The organism is Ktedonospora formicarum (genome assembly GCF_016587355.1).
Lineage (GTDB): Bacteria > Chloroflexota > Ktedonobacteria > Ktedonobacterales > Ktedonobacteraceae > Ktedonobacter > Ktedonobacter formicarum.
The window spans coordinates 875531-892700 of the sequence record NZ_BNJF01000001.1 but is presented as its reverse complement, the minus strand read 5'-3'; the positions used below and the strand labels follow the sequence as shown (position 1 = coordinate 892700).

Below are 17170 nucleotides of genomic sequence, written 5' to 3'. Positions count from 1 at the left end.
TTTGTCTTGCAGCATCGCGGTACCCCCCGGATGAAATGGCTCTGCTGCACTTGCTCGAAGAGGTAATTGGCTCATTGTAACCCCTAGGGTTTTGTGCTACAGTGGAAGTGTGGGAGGTTGGAGGTGCTGACTTGACGCGCTTCTTAGAGAATGTTGGTACAGAAGACCATTGTAGTGCCAGATCTTGTTGCAGAGGTCTCTCTCAACGCAGCCTCCAGATATCGGACGAAAAGAAAGGGTTTTTGGGGATGGATACGTTAAAGCGTGAAATCCTGTCCCAGAGAGTGCGACAGGTAAGACCTTCTGGCATCCGCAAATTCTTTGATATTATCAACACGATGCCAGAGGTTATTTCACTCGGCGTCGGAGAACCGGACTTCGTAACACCGGAACACATTCGCCAGGCGGGGATACGTTCAATTGCCGAAGGGCATACACAATATACCTCGAACTACGGCATGATTGAGTTGCGTCAAGAGATCGCGAAGAAGCTACAGGGGCTATATGGCCTTGAGTATGATCCCGCGAAGCAGATCCTGGTAACGGTAGGTGTGAGCGAAGGTGTTGACCTGGCTATGCGTACGATCATTGATCCAGGTGATGAGGTGATCGCGCCAGATCCTGGTTACGTAGCTTATGAGGCCGACATCATCTTCGCCGGAGGCGTACCTGTACCTGTACCAACCTACGCGCAATATGATTTCGCCGTGCGCGCCGAGGAGATTGCCGCTGCCATTACCCCTCGCACCAAGATGATTCTGCTGGGTAATCCCAACAACCCGACTGGTGCGGTAATTCCGCAGGCGGAACTGGCAAAGATCGCTGCATTGGCAATTGAGCATGATTTGATTGTACTCTCGGACGAGGTATACAGCCGCTTGACGTATGGGGTTGAGCATTGCAGCATTGCGTCCTTGCCCGGAATGAAAGAGCGAACTATCCTTATGGATGGTTTCTCCAAATCGTATGCTATGACTGGTTGGCGTGTGGGGTATGTCGCGGCCTCGACTGAGATTCTAGAGGCCATGCTCAAGATTCACCAGTACACCATTATGTGCGCTGGGACCGCGCCACAGGAGGCTGCTCTGCACGCCTTACGTTATGGTGATGACGATGTTAAACGTATGCATGATGAGTACGCACGCCGTGGACAGATGTTTGTCGCGGGCCTCAATCGCCTGGGCCTTGCTTGCTGCGAGCCTCGGGGCGCTTTCTATGCCTTTCCTTCCATCAAGCATACCGGGCTGAGTGATGAGGAGTTTGCCGAAAAGCTTCTCTTTGAGGAACAGGTGGCAGTAGTGCCAGGAAGCTCATTTGGTGAGGCTGGTCAGGGGTATGTACGCTGTGCATACTGTACCTCCTATGAAAAACTGGAAGAGGCGCTAGTTCGTATCGAACGTCTTCTGGTGCGTTACGCGAAGTAGAAGACGTTCCGCAAGAAAAGCAAGAGGGGCTCCCCTGACGCCTGTATCGAGCAAGTGTCAAGGGAGCCCCTCTTGCTTTATATACTAATTAGCAGAAACTGCCTCCCAGACTGGAGCCTGAACACGATCCCGCTTCATCTCGAAGACGTTGGGCTGAGTCAAGAACCAGGAGAAATGATCCCAGAGTTCAGTCGCATCCTTTCCAGCGGGAACGCTATGAATAACGGGTCCGTAGAAGCCAACGGTCTCACCCTCGAAGGCAATAGTTGGAACTCCGAAGGCTGCATAGCGATCTACGGCCTCTTTATGATCGTTCAGCACATCCTGAATCGTTGATTCATCGGCAAGTGCTTGCGCCACAAACTCGCTACCCAGACCAGCGTCTTGTGCTGCTACCTCCACCACTGAACGGTCGCTAATGTTCTCCTTGCGGCCATGAGCGGCATTGCCCAGAGAGATATAGAGTTTCTCAATTGCTTCGTTCCCTTTTTGGCGACGCGCAAGAGCCAGGGTACGGAGAGCTGTCCAACCTCTACCGTTCACGTAATCGGGTTGAGTTCCTTCCTGCCGGTTAACAACCTCCAGACTGAAAAGTTTCCAGGTGATCTGTACTGGTCGCTCCTGACGCACGTTGCGCATCCAGAGAGCAGTACGCCAAGCCAGCGGGCAGAGCGGGTCAAAGTGAAAGTTAACGATCTTGGGTGATGTTGCTTCCATTCCCATAATTATCTCTCCATAGGGATATTATTAACGTCGTACTTCAGAAAGTAAAGCATACGGTAACAGCATATCGCGCTCAGGAGAGATCTGTCAAACAAGCTAGCGGATACGGCTCGATGATTGAGGTGGGCTAGCGGTCACTTCCGGGTGTTATCCGACGAGAGTAGACTAAATCTGCCGCCTGAAGCGCCCGGAGGGGGGGAATGGTGAGGATGCCACATGGGGCGTGGCGAATCGTAACACAGGTTCATCAGGTGTCCCCTCATACTTCTTCAGCAATGGGAAAAGTATACGCGGTAGCGTAATGCTTCCGTTGCGCTGTGTAAGCAGAACAAGGTAGTAGCAGCTATGCTTGTTCTCCATGAGGCTAATAATCATAGAGGTGTCAAGCATGATGCTCTGCTCGCCTCGTGTGAAGAGCAAAATGGGAGCGTTGTCCATTTCCTTTGAGATGTGTAAAATACAGTTCTCCAGATGAGAGGTGCGTAATTCCATACGCTCCAGGGTCACTCCCGCGCGCTTTGCTCGATGGCGTGTGTATTCTAGAAAGTCCTTGGCTTGCTGAATATACTCGAGGCGTACCCCTTTGTTACTTCCTGGTCGAAGTGGGATCAACGCGACACATACCAGGCATGCGGAGAGGTTGCGGGCAAGTGCGAGTGATTGATCGATGGCCTCTTTATCGATGCCGTGTGTAAATGGTAAGAGTAGATATCGCATAGGCTCATCCGTTCTTGTCGCCGTGCGGGCTGTTTGGTAGAGAAAGTATTCCGTCTGCTGCTATTAGTATAAAGCGATATTGATAAAGGCCGGATCAAAATCTACTTAGCAGGGCTCAAGATTCTCTCAGGAAAGGCGAAATAGTGGAAGGGGATCGGAGGGGAACGCACAGAGCGCGATGGATTCCCATCGCGCTCTGTGAAGTACATTATGTTCTGAGGTTAGTTTAGCATTCGCTGTAACCGCAGTTATAGCATTTGCGGCAGCCTTCCTCATTGACCATCGTGTTGCAGTCGCATTCAGGGCAGAGGTTGCCTGTCAGGTTCAGCATACTCAGATCATTGGGATTGTGGTGCGTGCCATTCTGACCATTGAGGGGTGGCTCTATAGATTTCGTGACCTGGAAAGATGTGCCTTCTCCCTCCGGGTCCGCTGGATCGCCATTTGTGTCAGATTGCGACTCAATATGTAGCTCGAGCGCGCGCGCGACTCCATCTGGTAGAGAGCGTACTTGCTGGATACCGAAGCCAACTGAGCGACTTCCGCCAATGCCACGGAGTTGTTCAGTGATAACCTTGGCGCGATCCATGGGCGAGAGTGGGCTGAGCAGTTGTAGATTGAGCGAGATCAGGCGACCTAGAGCCTCTGAGAGCGCGGCAATATCACTACCTGCCTTGCCCAGGGTGACGAAGACTTCAAAGGGGCCTTGCTCGTCGCTATTGATCGTGACGTTGATCTTGCCCTCAGGCGCGCGTACCTGACGAGTATACCCATGCACTACAGCTGGTCGCTCCTTAATACCCTGTCGGATCGAGGTCACTGGCTCCATCATTACGCTCTGAGTATTGGCCTCTTTCTCTTCGATAGACTTCTGCTGCTTCTCATCCTCGATACGTGTGAGCACTGCATCGCGTGAGCCATCTCGATAGTACGTTACACCTTTGCAGCCCATCTCGTAGGCCATGCGATATAGATCCTCCACCTGTTCGACAGTATGGCTATTAGGCGCGTTGACCGTCTTGCTAATACTGGCGTCAGTGTAGCGCTGGATCGTGCCTTGAACCCGTACATGCTCTTCTGGCGAGAGATCCTTGGATGAGACAAAGTAGGATGGCGTGGGCTCGTTGGGATGCGCGTCACGCCACTCCTGGAGCAGATGATGGTAGAGAATGTGCTCGCCAGTGCGGTCTCGACGGATCATGGCGAAATCAAAGACCGGTTCGATGCCCGAACTGACGCCTGAGAGTAGGCTGGTTGTGCCTGTGGGCGCCTGTGTCAGTAGGACGGCGTTGCGAATACCATGCTTTTTAATCTTCTCTTGAAGTGTCTTCGGCAGGCGCTTGATGAACTTGCCTTGCAGGTACTTGTCAGACTCAAAGCGCGGGAATGACCCCTTCTCGCTGGCAATCTCGATAGAGGCTTCGTAGGCCGCGTCACGGATTGTTGAGTAGATGCGCTCAATAACCGGGATCGATGCCGCGCTCCCATAGGCCACACGCATCTTGATGAGGGCATCTGCCAGTCCCATTGTGCCCAGGCCCGTGCGCCGGGTTCCCAATTGGGCTTCCCGGTTCTCATCGAAGAAGTAGCCCGTTGCGTCGATGACATTATCGAGGAAGCGCATCGCGACCTTGCTTATCTCTGCAAGGCGTTGCCAATTCATCTCGCCATTGGTCACAAATGCGGCGACATTCAGCGCTCCAAGATTACAAACTCCCCACTCTGGAAGCGGTTGCTCGCCACATGGATTGACGCAGCGTATGTTTTCATAGTACCAGGTATTGGCTTCCTTATTACAGCGATCCATGAAGACGACGCCCGGCTCAGCAGACTCCCAGGCTGATTTACAAATCAGATCCCATAAGTGGCGAGCCTTGAGCGTTTTCCTGACTTCTCCTTGCCAGGTCAATTGCCAGTCTGCATCGTCCTTGACCGCCTTCATAAAGGCATCCGAGACGCAAACGGAGAGGTTGGCATGTTCGATCATGCCAGGCTTCTTTTTGACTGTAATAAACTCTTCTATGTCTGGATGCGTATCATCCAGCATGAGCATTAAAGCCCCTCTTCGGGAGCCACCTTGCTGGATGACATCTCCTGTGGCCACTGAATATAACTGTGCCCAGGAACAGGGACCTGATGCTGTACCATTGACTGTCTTAATGTAGGAGCCACGCGGGCGTAATGTGGAGAGGTTGATACCAACACCACCTCCACGCGCCATGATCTCAGTCATGACCTTGAGATTGTCGAGAATGCCCTGGCGGCTGTCATCTGGGCTGGGGATGACATAGCAGTTGTAATATGTGACCTGATGGCCGGTGCCGCCACCAGCCAGGATGCGCCCGCCAGGCACGAACTGGAAGTCGGAAAGAGCGTCGTAGAAGCGCTCTTGCCAGATCGCGCGCTTCTCATCTGTCTCCTCGACGGAGGCGATGCCACGAGCCACACGGGCCCACATATCTTCGGGATGCTGCTCCATTGGCTGTCCCGAGGTATCTTTGAGCGAGTACCTATCGATAAATACCTTCTGGCGGATGCCTTCTAACTGAGTTTTCTGGCGCGGCGCGGTATTAGATAAAACTGATGTGGATGACTTCTGTTGGTCTACCATTCGTAAATGCTCCTTAAAATTAATTGTGTCCAGGCCACTGCCGTCTTGGTGCCGCGAGAGCGGTAAAACCAGGATAGTATATATGTTCTATGCGCAAGACGAAATAGTTAGCCAAAGATTGTTTAGCGTGTGATTCGAGCTAGATATGATATGAAACATATAAGTGTTGAAGGTATGCGGCGAAAGTGGGTATGATTGGCATACCTGTTGGCACTGAATGGTTGCGCTTCTTTGCGTGTAGTCTGGTATCGTGTTTACGCTAACCAGTATACCCAGAATGAGCCTTAATTACAAGCCCTCTGTGTCAATATATTGTGTCGATGAATATATTTTAACACAATATATTGTGTTTGTCGGGTGTGTGGTATGATTGAGGACACGTATAAGTGTGCTATTGGTGCGCCATAAGACAATCTTAAGCTAATGAGAGGAACTCCATGCGGGCTGAAATTATTTCCTGTGGAACTGAGCTCTTGCTCGGGCATATAACAGATACCAATGCGACTTACCTGGCCCAGAGCCTCGCGGGCCTGGGCGTCGATCTCTTCCATGTCTCGCAAGTAGGTGATAACCAGGAGCGCGTTGTCGGGACCTTGAGTCGCGCCTTCGAGCGCTCCGATCTGATTATAATGACGGGCGGCCTGGGGCCAACCGAAGATGATGTAACCCGCGAATCGATTAGCGCGCTCCTGGGCGAAGAGATGCGGGTTGACCCTGTACTAGAGGCAGAATTACGTGCACGCTTTAAAGGCCGTGAGATGCCAGAGCGTAATCTCAAGCAGGCAACCCTGATTCCTTCGGCGCAAGCCCTTCCCAATCCACGTGGGTCCGCGCCGGGCTGGTTTGTCCACAAAGATAATACGTATCTTGTTGCCATGCCCGGCGTTCCACATGAGATGTTTCGTATGTGGGAGGAGGAGGCTATCCCTCTGCTGGCTGCACACCTGGGTGGCACGATCTTTACTCGTCTATTACGTGTCTCGGGCCTGGGCGAGTCGACGGTCGAAGAGCGTTTGCAAGACCTGATTCATGCCACGAATCCTACAGTCGCCACGTACGCTAAGCAGGATGCGGTTGATGTGCGTATTAGCGCCAAGGCGACCACGGCTGAGGAGGCGGAGCGTTTGATCTCTGAAGTAGAGCTTAAGGCACGCGGGATTCTGGGTGATCATATCTTTGGCATCGACAAGGATACCTTAGCAAGCGTCACTGGCTCACTCCTTCAGGCACGTCAGCAGACACTTTCTGTGATGGAATCGCTTACTGGCGGTCAGCTCGCGAGTACGATTACGGATTTCAAAACCAGTTCCAGCCATTTTATAGGCGGTGTTGTTTCCTATAGCACGGATCTTAAAGTCCAGTTTGGCGTGCCACGTGAGACAATTGAGCGCTATGGTGTGGTAAGCGAAGAGACGGCCATTGCGATGGCGAAGGCTGTCTGCGCGCAACTTGGCACCAACTTTGGTATTGGCATCACTGGCGTCGCTGGCCCAGAAGAACTTGATGGCAAACCGGTAGGCACCATGTATATTGCGGTTGCGGGACCAAATGGAGTCGTTACCGGCATGGGTCCTGGCTGGCGCGCGAGCCGATCAGATAACAAGCGAATCGCCGTAAATACTGCCCTCAATTTACTTCGGCTCTATCTAGAGGGGCGTGTCAGGCCCAAATAGCTTGTTGTGCCGCAGATTAGCTTGCATTTCCGAACACTGTACATTTTATAAACAGTGTTCGGGAATTTATTGATTGCTTCATTTTGAGTGCTGCCGTCTACGCGTTGTACGCATCTATCAGGCGTGCTATGATGAAGGCAACAAAGAAAATGGATAGGGAAAGGTTTGGAGAGATGCGAGGTGATGTCTCGCTCCCTCTGAGTACGGGCTTATGGATACAAAGCGCCTAAAGACGAAGAACCCCCACGAGAGCACGTTGAGCAGAAGCGGCGCTCGCGCTTTCGCATCAGCCGCTCTTCACCGCTCTTAAAGCTTTTCACCGTCCTGGGACCGGGTCTGATTGCCGCCAGCGCAGGTAATGATGCCGGAGGTATCGCCACTTTCTCAACTGCTGGAGCAGATTTTGGTTATGGCCTCCTCTGGGCGTTGGTGGTTGCTGGCTTCTGCCTGGCAATTGTGCAGGAGATGTGCGCGCGTATGGGCGCGGTAACGGGAAAGGGACTGGCGGACCTGATACGTGAGCAGTTTGGGGTCAGGTGGGCCGCCATTGCGATGCTCGCATTGCTGGTTGCAAACACTGGTGTTACCATCTCTGAGTTCATGGGTATTGCTATGAGCGTCCAGGTGTTAGCAGGAAATGTGAATACGCCGCTTATTTATATTGTGGTACCACTATCCGCAGTGGTGCTCTGGTTTCTGGTCATGAAGGGATCATATCGCCGGGTCGAAATTATCTTTCTTCTTATGTCGCTCGGTTTCCTGGTCTATGTTCCTGTGGCCTTTGCCGCGCATCCTGACTGGGGGCAGGTTGGCAGACAAATCATCGTACCCACATTTAGCAGCGATGAGAAGTATTTGCTTGCAGCGGTGGCTCTGGTAGGTACCACTATCAGTCCATATATGCAATTCTTCATCCAGTCTTCAGTTGCCGATAAGGGGATTCACGCGGGCGAATACTTCTACGAACAACTTGATGTCTATAGCGGAACTATTTTCGCGGTTGTTGTCGCGGCTTTTGTGATTATTGTGACAGGGACAACGCTCTACCCCATTCACCATCCAGTTGAAACTGCGCTGGATGCGGCCTTCTCATTGAAGCAGATTATCGGGCCATCTGCCTCATTGCTCTTTGGAGTTGGTCTCTTTGGCGCATCGCTGCTCGCTGCCGCCGTCTTGCCTCTCTCAACCGCTTATGGCATCTGCGAAGCCTTTGGGTTTGAGCGTGGTGTCTCGCGCAGCTTTAGCGAGGCCCCTGTCTTTCAGAGTATCTTTACTGGCCTGATTATTTTGGGTGTGATTGTAACGTTGATTCCAGGTTTGCCGATCATCCAAGTTCTGGTCTTCCTTCAGGGCTTAAATGCTGCCATGCTGCCTGTTTTGCTAGTCTTTATTATCTTGTTAGTAAATAAACGGCGCTTGATGGGACGGCGAGTGAACGGACTGGCTTTCAACATCATATCCTGGGTGACAGTGATCCTGATTACCATTCTAGTTCTTCTCTGGTTGCTTACTAACTATATTCTCCCCATCTTCACAGGCTAGTAGTGGGAGCGCCCTACATGATGTGGGCTTGCTCCTTGATGAGTGAGCATGGTGCTGGTACAATCTGGAATAAGGTGTGGTATTACTATGTTTTTACCTGTAGTATATTCTGATGCAGAAAGCGTGAAGAAGCGCGGAAGCGAGGCAATGCGTGAATTACGAGCGAGATAATACCTCTACCGAAGGTGGCTATACATACAGGGAATATAGCGGCCATGAGCGTGAAGAGACGGGCGAGCCGAATAACTATACCCGCCCGGATTTCTATGCGCCTCCAAGTGAGGAGCAGGGAGAGAAGATCTATCCCGAGTCCGCTTCTTACCAAACGTATAATCCCTACAGTTCACATGCGAATCATGTCTATGAAACTAATGTGATGGAAGAGGCAGGGGAGTATCGAGGTCCGCAAAGCATGGAGGGCTATACAGCCGATGTTGGTGTGGAGCAGCGCGAGGCAGCGGAGCGTGGTAGCGCTGAAGGTGGTGCCCGGAAGAAGGGCGGGTTAGCGGGTATCGGTACGGCAATCGTGGCACTCTTTACCTGGCTCCTGAAGCTTAAAGGTTTCGCTTTAGTGCTCAAGTTTGGTTGGGGGGCTATCTCTGCGCTTGTTACTATTGGAGCCTACTCAATTGCCTTCGGTTGGCAATTTGCTGTTGGCATTGTGGCTTTGCTTTTTATTCATGAGCTAGGGCACGCCCTTGTTCTCAAGCTCAAGGGTATGCCAGTAGGTGGTATCGTCTTCATTCCCTTCTTTGGTGCGATGACGCTGCTTCAGCGTCTACCTACGAACGCCAAAGACGATGCGGAGATTAGTATTGGTGGCCCTATCGCGGGGGCTATCTCAGCTTTCGTCTGTCTGGCAATCGCCCAGTTGCAGCCAGATCCGCGTACCATCTGGGCCGCGCTGGCCTACTTTGGTTTTTTCATCAATCTGCTGAACCTGATCCCGGTTGTCCCCTTCGATGGTGGGCGCATATTGGCAGCTGTCGACAGGCGTGTATGGATTGTGGGCTTTATCGCCCTGTTAGGCTTCCAAGTCTGGGAGTGGATCAATGGCATCTTCTCATTCTGGCTGATCCTCATCATAGTGCTGGCGGCCTCACAGTTCTTCTCTGGGCGCTTTAAAGCTGATAGTCCCCAGATGAAGGCTTTCTACACAGTCCCGCTCTCAACACGCATTCTGGTTTCTATACTCTACTTTGCTCTGGCGGCAGTATTATTCCTGGGTATGTCGACCGCTCACAACATGATTGTTTAGAAACTGAGCATTAGAGAAGGGGTAGGGAAATGGGAGAAGCACTCCATTTCCCTACCCCTTCCGTGTTCAATTCTCCATTATTGTTTGCTGCGGACTTCGACGCCTGCAAGCTGTTCCAGGGCCTGCATCAGAGCTGTGTAGTCATCGCGTCCGTGCCCAGATGCGCGCGAAAGTTCATAGAGCTGGCGCGCGATAGAGGTCATAGCGACGGTCGCCTGATTCTCAGCGGCGAGATCAAGGGCTAGCCCCAGATCTTTATGCAGCAAGTCGGTCATGAAGCCTGGCTTGAAGCTGCCATTGAAGGCTCGCATAGGAAATTGGTTCGCGAGCTGCCAGCTTGCTCCTGTGCTGACGCCAATAATCTTTGCCATCGTATCTGTGTCCGCGCCTGCCTTGACACCGAGCACAAAGGCTTCGGCGATGGAGGCCGAGATGGTGCCAACGAGCATGTTGTTGACGATTTTGACAACTTCTCCGGCTCCGCTGGGGCCGACATAGAAAATATTTTCCTCTTTGCCCATAGCTGCCAGAACGGGGCGTGCTCGTTCAAAGATATTCTGCTCTCCTCCAACCATAATTGAGAGCGTTCCATTGATCGCGCCCTGAGAGCCGCCACTGACTGGTGCATCGAGGAAGTGCAGACCACGCTCGCTCGCCTGTTCGTGCAGTTTACGCGTGACGCTAGGTGCGATGGTGCTCATATCAATGATGATAAGGCCCTTGCGTGCGCCCTCGAAGATACCCTGGGGACCAGCGACGACCTCTTCTACGTCGGGCGAGTTGGCGACCATAGTGATAACAATCTCGGACGCCATAGCCAGGGCTCGTGGGGACGGGGCTTGCCGCACTCCCGCTTGTAATACCTCTTGAACGCTTGCCTTTTCTGGATGGCGCGCGAAGATGGTCACTTCGTGCCCCTTCTTGAGGAGGTTGAGGATCATGGGACCTCCCATGACACCTACGCCAATGAAGCCGACTTGCATTATTACTCCTTCTGCGAAAACCTGAGCGCGTTTTCGTATAGACCCTTAAGATCTTTCTATTATGCTTTACTCTATCTCGATGATGACGGCTTCACCAGGGACGACCTCGCCTTCCTGATAGTGGATACGCTGAACCTGCCCACTCCTGGGGAGACGATAGAGTGCTCCATTTTCATCGCACTAAGCACCGCTAGCACCTGATGGGCTTCGACGCTCTCGCCCTTCTGAACGTTGATCTTCACCAGCGTGCCCGCCATCGGAGCCTTGAGAGCTTTCTGTGTATGTCCAGATCCACTTCCATGTGCTGTGGTGGTGACATCTGGCGCTTGCCGCTTATGAAGTGTGTAGCTATAGCCGCGATAGGCGATCTGTAGCTTCAGTTCATCGCGCTGTGTAAAGAGCCTGTGTTGCGAGCCATTACGCGTGATTAGCCACGCGCCAGGGCCAGTTCGCAGGCAGGCCACACGCTCCTGGGGGCCGTCATCGATACGTATTTCCCAGCTTTTTGGCTGTGTTGACGCATTCTTATCCTCTATTGTATCCCAAATGTGCCCAATCTGGATGGTATGTTCTCTCTCCGCGTAGATATATGTGCGATTCAAGGCTCCGCCAGGCATGCGCCAGGGGCCAAGTCGTTGCCAGGGCGAGTGTATAGCGTCTTGTCCATCCTCAAAAAGTATAGGCGCGAGATCGCTCAGAGCGGCTACAATAAGAACTTCCGAAGGGAGCGACTCTTCGCCCGTAGCAGTGAGCATATCTTGCTCCTCAAGGAAGCTAGTCGGGGTCTCACCCTGACGAAAGGCTGGATTGAGGCTGATGGTGTGCAAGAGTGGTAGGTTTGTAGTCACACCGAGCAGCGCTGTCTGCTCAAGAGCAGTAGTGAGGCGCTCTAGCGCTGCAGGTCGGTTCTCGCCATAGACGATCAGCTTGGCAATCATGGGATCGTAGTACTGAGTAATCTCATCACCCGACTCAATACCGCTATCCACACGTACTCCAGGCCCTTGAGGAGGCTGAAATAATTGTATGCTACCCGTCGAAGGGAGAAAGCTCTGTCGGGGGTCTTCGGCATAGAGGCGGACCTCGATAGCGTGTCCACGCGCATTAATTTGTTCTTGTGTCACTGTGAGAGGTTCGCCAGCGGCGATAGACAATTGGTGGCGAACGAGGTCCAGACCCGTGATTAGTTCCGTGACCGGGTGCTCAACCTGAAGACGCGTATTCATTTCCAGAAAATAAAAGTTCCCATCTCCATCCAACATAAACTCCAGGGTGCCCGCGTTCACATAGCCTGCCGCCTTCGCGATACGCGTGGCGACCTCACCCATCTCCGCGCGCAACTTTGGCGTAAGCGCGATAGAGGGACTCTCCTCTACGATCTTTTGATGGCGGCGTTGAATGGAGCATTCACGCTCTCCCAGGTGAATGAGATTGCCATGTTTGTCTCCGAGCACCTGAATCTCGATATGGCGTGGGCGTTGTATTAGACGTTCAAGGAAGATTGTTTCATCACCAAAGGCCGCGCGTGCCTCACGCCTCGCGCCATCGAGTTGCTCTGGTAGATCAGCAGCGCTGGTGACTGTACGCATGCCTTTCCCGCCGCCTCCGGCTGAAGCCTTGATGAGAAGAGGAAAGCCAATATGCTCCGCCTCCTCTAAGAGCGTGTCATTATCTTGATGTTCACCGCTATAGCCTGGCACGGTGGGTGCTCCCACCTCTTTGGCGAGTCGCTTAGCTGCGATCTTGGACCCCATAACTCGCATGGCGGAGGCTGGTGGCCCTATAAATACGATTCCCGCTTGCTCGCATGCTTCTGCGAAGTCCGCGTTCTCTGAGAGGAAGCCATAGCCAGGATGAATGGCCTCGGCGCCACATTGGCGTGCGATAGCGAGGATGGCCTCGCCGCGCAGATAGCTCTCTGAGGCTGAAGCGGCTCCCAGAAGATAGGCTTCATCAGCCTCGCGCACGTGGCGTGCGCTACGATCTACTTCTGAATAGACGGCAACAGTACGGATGCCCATCTCGCGACAGGTTGCCAGGATGCGTATAGCGATTTCGCCTCGGTTGGCGATGAGTATCTTCTCAAACATAGTCTCTTCCCACAGCGTTGTGTTTTTCTATGACGAGCTTCGAAACAGTTGCACGTGACTTGTCGCGCGTAGTTTTTGAATACTGCTACTACCGCGACTGGCACGAACAAACACCTGAGAATGATAATATTTCTACAAATACTAACGTTTGCCTAATAGGCTCAGGTGTTTGGAGATGTCTTCACCCAATTGGGTTTGCGTTTCTCCAGAAAGGCACGTAGGCCCTCCTGCCCCTCAGCGCTGGTGCGTAGAGTTGCAATGGTGGTAGCGGTAAAGCTTCGAGCCTCTTCATGGCTCATTGTGCCTATGCTCATTGCCAACGCTTTACAGACTCGCGCGGCCTCGGGAGCACTGGTAAGCAACTCCTGTATAGTTTTTTCAAGCATTTCATCCAGTTCGTCTACAGGCACAATGGTATGGACCAGCCCGATTTGCCGTGCGCGCTCTGCTCCAAAGCGTTCTCCAGTCATGAAGAGAGCGCGCGCGTGTGTCTCACCAATCTTACGTATGACATAGGGCGAGATGGCGGCTGGCGCAATGCCTAATTTGACCTCGCTCAGCGCGAAGCGGGCGCTTTCGACGGCGATAACAATGTCACAGACTGCGATTAACCCTACACCTCCGCCTAGAGCCGCACCGTTCACGCGTCCAATGAGGGGACAGGGCAGGGTATTGATTGTATGCATCAGGTCCGAAAGATATAAAGCCTCCTCCAGATTCTGCTCTTTCGTGTAGCTGACGCTCTGCTGCATCATGTTCACGTCCGCGCCTGCGCAAAAGACAGTCCCCTCACCAGTAAGCACGACTGCATGCAAATGCATGTTTGCCCCTAGTACCTGAAAGGCGTTGACAAGCTCCTGCATCGTTTGCGTATTGAAGGCGTTGCGTACTTCTGGGCGGCGAAGTGTCACAACCGCGACACGCTCCTGGTGTGTATAGGTAATGGTAAGGTGTTGGTAATCTGTCATATTACGTCTCCTGCGTTGAGTATAGCTCGCACTGCGAGCAGGCATCTACGTTGTTGCCCTGGTAACTATGAAGGGGTCTTTCCCAAGAAGACTAGATCCACCTGAGCTTACGGAAAAATAGACTCATTATGAGAGTGAGCAAAAGCATAAGGGCGATCACAATAAAGTAGCCATACTCCCATTTTAGCTCAGGCATGTTTACGAAGTTCATGCCATAGACGCCCGCAATGAGAGAGTCAACCATCAAGATAATCGAGGCGGCGGTCATTGTACGCATGACTTTATTGAGCTCATTCGAGGCTACAGTCAGGTTGGCGTCCATTGTGCTACTCAACTGATCTCGATATAGGTCTACCGTATCCGCCAGACGGGAAATATGGTCATAGATATCGCGGAAGTAGACATTGATCTGCTCATCGAAGATTGGATTATCCCGATTGGTCAGAACGTTCAAAATATCGCGCTGTGGTGTGACGATTCGGCGTAACGCCAGGAACTGCTTGCGCAGTGAGAGCAGCTTGAGAGCTGTATCGTGTTCGTGTAATCCCCCTTTGCGCGTGTATAATCCATCTTCAATATCTTCGGTTTGGTCGACCAGGGCGTCGACTACAGGGAAATAGCCATCCACAATCGTATCCAGAAAAGAATAGAGGAGAATGCCCATACCCCAGTTCAGTTGTTGGACATTGCGTGTCCAACGAGTCTCGATCTCTTTGAGTTCATCTATGGGGTGCTCATGAACAGTGATGAGATAGTTTTTGTTCAGAAATAAATCTATCTCACGTACCTCCAGTACGCCTTTTTCTGTATTGAGTTTGACTGTATAGAAGACAACAAAGTAGAAATTGTCATACTCCTCAATCTTAGGCCGTTGGTGCTCATGAGACGCGTCTTCAAGGGCTAGTGGATGGAGGGTAAACTCCTCGCCAATTTTCGCCAATTCTTCTTTACTGGGATCATGAAGGTCAACCCAGAGGAATGCATTGGGATCATCTTTGTATTCGCTTAGCTGATTTAGATCTGTGATAGAGTGGAATTCTTGCTGCTTCTTATCGCAATATGTGGATTTTATCATACGGCGGGTATATCCTTTACTTGTGCCTGGTCGCTGATCTGGATTGAGTGCATCAGTGCTCTACTATAACATATACGTAAGAAGATCTTCCGCCGCTGCTGATAGGGACTATGGGACAAGGTAACGTTATCTTGTCCCTAGTAATGTGGTATGACTCCTGTTACATGCGGAAGACACCAAATGGTGTTTCTGGTAGGGGGGCGTTGAGCGAGGCGGCGATGCCCAGGCCCAGGACGGTGCGAGTGTCGCGCGGATCAATGATCCCATCGTCCCATAGGCGTGCTGTGCTATAGTATGGGTTACCCTCTGCCTCATACTTATCAAGAATGGGCTGCATAAAGGCTGCCTCTTCTTCTGATGTCATACTCTTTCCGCGTGCGGCCAATCCCTCTTTACGCACGGTTGCCAGTACCGTCGCGGCCTGAAGCCCGCCCATGACTGAAATGCGCGCGTTAGGCCACATCCAGAGTTGGCGTGGTGAATATGCACGCCCACTCATGCCATAGTTGCCCGCGCCAAACGAGCCGCCAATGATGACGGTGAAGCGGGGTACGGGTGCGTTCGCGACCGCCATAACCATCTTCGCGCCATCTTTGGCAATGCCTCCATTTTCGTACTGGCGTCCTACCATAAAACCAGTGATGTTTTGGAGGAAGATCAGCGGTGTCTGGCGTTGGGCGCACAGCTCAATAAAGTGGGTCGCTTTGAGGGCGCTCTCAGAGAAGAGAATGCCATTATTGGCGATGATCCCTACGGGGTAACCCATTAAACGCGCGAAGCCACAGACAAGTGTTGTCCCATACAGCTCTTTGAATTCATGAAAATCGCTATCATCCACCAGGCGCGCGATCACCTCGCGCACATCATAGCTCTTGCGTGGATCACGGGGGACAAGACCTAGCAACTCATTGGCTGCGTAGCGCGGTGGGCGCGGCTCACGCACATCCCAGGGAAGATACTTGCGCCGGTTCAGGTGCGAGACAATGCTCCGGCAGATAGCAAGCGCATGCTCATCGCTGACAGCATAATGGTCGGTTACTCCCGAAGTGCGGCAATGTACATCTGCCCCTCCCAGATCTTCCGCGCTGACCTCCTCACCAGTCGCAGCTTTGACCAGAGGTGGCCCGCCCAGGAAGATTGTGCCGTTGCCTCGCACAATAATGGTTTCATCACTCATGGCGGGAACGTAGGCACCACCTGCCGTACAGGAGCCCATGACAACCGCGATCTGAGGTATACGCTGGCTTGACATGCGGGCTTGATTATAGAAGATACGTCCAAAGTGGTCGCGGTCGGGAAAGACCTCGTCCTGAAGGGGCAGATATGCACCTCCTGAGTCTACTAGATAGATACAGGGAAGGTGATTCTGTTCGGCTATCTCCTGGGCGCGTAAATGCTTCTTCACCGTCATCGGGAAATATGTTCCCCCTTCACGGTGGCGTCGTTGGCTACGATCACACACTCCTGCCCTTCGACCACACCAATGCCTGTAACAATGCCAGCGGAAGGGGCTTCATTCTCATACATATCCCAGGCTGCCAGTGGGCTCAATTCCAGGAATGGGGTATCGGGATCGCAGAGAAGCTGCACGCGCTCACGAGCTAAGAGCTTGTTGCGCTTGCGATGCCGGGCTAAAGCCTCAGACCCTCCACCCTGTTGCACCTTCTGGATATCTTGCTGAAGCTGATCGAGGAGTTGCTGAAAATATTGTGTATTCTCCTGATAGGCGGGAGCATGTGTATCTATACGCGATTCAAGCAGAGCCATATGTATGTGTTTCCTCTCGACAGTGATGCGGGAAGTTGAAGGAAGCTTCATTGCTTCTTCTCGGCACAGAAACAAACGGGAGACGTTTGAGGCGTCTTGCCATAGAGTACTCCCAAATGCAGGATAGCACCGCGTAAAAGCGGCGTCAAGAAAAATGAATTATAGAGATGAATGATAATTTATTGGATTTGTATGCATACCGATTTCGAAACGCCTTTTATGTCTGCATCGATGATTTTGAGTAGCGCGTCGAAGGACGAAAAATGCGAGAGGTGATAGAAGCATGATTTTTTGAGAAATTGCAGTGTTCATCCTCTTGTCAATGTCTGTGAAGCATGT

The 17170-nt window shown here is 52.3% G+C and carries 11 protein-coding genes and 1 pseudogene; 4 read left to right on the top strand and 8 right to left on the bottom strand.

Annotated elements, in window-relative coordinates:
- Positions 1 to 248 precede the first annotated feature (248 nt).
- A complete protein-coding gene (locus tag K3T82_RS03930; protein WP_220192184.1) occupies positions 249 to 1424 on the top strand; it encodes an aminotransferase class I/II-fold pyridoxal phosphate-dependent enzyme in 1176 nt (391 codons plus the stop codon).
- Positions 1425 to 1508: 84 nt separating this feature from the next.
- Here the strand turns inward: K3T82_RS03930 and K3T82_RS03925 are convergent, their stop codons facing one another.
- From K3T82_RS03925 to K3T82_RS03915, 3 genes are all read right to left on the bottom strand, one after another.
- On the bottom strand, positions 1509 to 2147 hold the full coding sequence (locus tag K3T82_RS03925) for a DsbA family oxidoreductase (RefSeq protein ID WP_220192183.1): 639 nt from the start codon (positions 2145 to 2147) through the stop codon (positions 1509 to 1511).
- Between the two features lie 165 nt (positions 2148 to 2312).
- Positions 2313 to 2864, bottom strand: coding sequence for a hypothetical protein (locus tag K3T82_RS03920; RefSeq protein ID WP_220192182.1), 552 nt, complete (start codon positions 2862 to 2864; stop codon positions 2313 to 2315).
- Between the two features lie 226 nt (positions 2865 to 3090).
- The gene (locus K3T82_RS03915; RefSeq protein WP_220192181.1) at positions 3091 to 5475 is read right to left on the bottom strand and encodes an adenosylcobalamin-dependent ribonucleoside-diphosphate reductase; all 2385 of its coding nucleotides are present in this window, start codon (positions 5473 to 5475) and stop codon (positions 3091 to 3093) included.
- 437 nt (positions 5476 to 5912) lie between these two features.
- On the opposite strand from K3T82_RS03915, the gene K3T82_RS03910 reads away from it, so the two are divergent.
- From K3T82_RS03910 to K3T82_RS03900, 3 genes are all read left to right on the top strand, one after another.
- Entirely contained in the window at positions 5913 to 7148 is a 1236-nt protein-coding gene (locus K3T82_RS03910; protein WP_220192180.1) for a competence/damage-inducible protein A, read from the top strand.
- 285 nt (positions 7149 to 7433) lie between these two features.
- On the top strand, positions 7434 to 8690 hold the full coding sequence (locus tag K3T82_RS03905) for an Nramp family divalent metal transporter (RefSeq protein WP_220195053.1): 1257 nt from the start codon (positions 7434 to 7436) through the stop codon (positions 8688 to 8690).
- A gap of 151 nt (positions 8691 to 8841) precedes the next feature.
- On the top strand, positions 8842 to 9948 hold the full coding sequence (locus K3T82_RS03900) for a site-2 protease family protein (protein WP_220192179.1): 1107 nt from the start codon (positions 8842 to 8844) through the stop codon (positions 9946 to 9948).
- Between the two features lie 77 nt (positions 9949 to 10025).
- Here the strand turns inward: K3T82_RS03900 and K3T82_RS03895 are convergent, their stop codons facing one another.
- From K3T82_RS03895 to K3T82_RS03875, 5 genes and pseudogenes are all read right to left on the bottom strand, one after another.
- Positions 10026 to 10931 carry an NAD(P)-dependent oxidoreductase gene (locus K3T82_RS03895; RefSeq protein WP_220192178.1) on the bottom strand — a complete coding sequence of 302 codons (906 nt, stop codon included), beginning with the start codon at positions 10929 to 10931 and terminating at the stop codon, positions 10026 to 10028.
- Between the two features lie 71 nt (positions 10932 to 11002).
- On the bottom strand, positions 11003 to 13021 hold the full coding sequence (locus tag K3T82_RS03890; RefSeq protein WP_236030994.1) for an acetyl/propionyl/methylcrotonyl-CoA carboxylase subunit alpha: 2019 nt from the start codon (positions 13019 to 13021) through the stop codon (positions 11003 to 11005).
- 161 nt (positions 13022 to 13182) lie between these two features.
- Positions 13183 to 13989, bottom strand: coding sequence for an enoyl-CoA hydratase-related protein (locus tag K3T82_RS03885; protein ID WP_220192177.1), 807 nt, complete (start codon positions 13987 to 13989; stop codon positions 13183 to 13185).
- A gap of 91 nt (positions 13990 to 14080) precedes the next feature.
- The gene (corA, locus tag K3T82_RS03880; RefSeq protein ID WP_220192176.1) at positions 14081 to 15064 is read right to left on the bottom strand and encodes a magnesium/cobalt transporter CorA; all 984 of its coding nucleotides are present in this window, start codon (positions 15062 to 15064) and stop codon (positions 14081 to 14083) included.
- 160 nt (positions 15065 to 15224) lie between these two features.
- Positions 15225 to 16831 (bottom strand): annotated as a pseudogene (locus tag K3T82_RS03875) (carboxyl transferase domain-containing protein).
- Positions 16832 to 17170 lie beyond the last annotated feature (339 nt).

Coding starts and splice junctions, on each gene's coding strand:
- K3T82_RS03910 (WP_220192180.1), top strand. CDS start 5,913: ATGCGGGCTGAAATTATTTCCTGTGGAACTGAGCTCTTGCTCGGGCAT.
- K3T82_RS03920 (WP_220192182.1), bottom strand. CDS start 2,864: ATGCGATATCTACTCTTACCATTTACACACGGCATCGATAAAGAGGCC.
- K3T82_RS03915 (WP_220192181.1), bottom strand. CDS start 5,475: ATGGTAGACCAACAGAAGTCATCCACATCAGTTTTATCTAATACCGCG.
- K3T82_RS03890 (WP_236030994.1), bottom strand. CDS start 13,021: ATGTTTGAGAAGATACTCATCGCCAACCGAGGCGAAATCGCTATACGC.
- K3T82_RS03925 (WP_220192183.1), bottom strand. CDS start 2,147: ATGGGAATGGAAGCAACATCACCCAAGATCGTTAACTTTCACTTTGAC.
- corA (WP_220192176.1), bottom strand. CDS start 15,064: ATGATAAAATCCACATATTGCGATAAGAAGCAGCAAGAATTCCACTCT.
- K3T82_RS03885 (WP_220192177.1), bottom strand. CDS start 13,989: ATGACAGATTACCAACACCTTACCATTACCTATACACACCAGGAGCGT.
- K3T82_RS03930 (WP_220192184.1), top strand. CDS start 249: ATGGATACGTTAAAGCGTGAAATCCTGTCCCAGAGAGTGCGACAGGTA.
- K3T82_RS03895 (WP_220192178.1), bottom strand. CDS start 10,931: ATGCAAGTCGGCTTCATTGGCGTAGGTGTCATGGGAGGTCCCATGATC.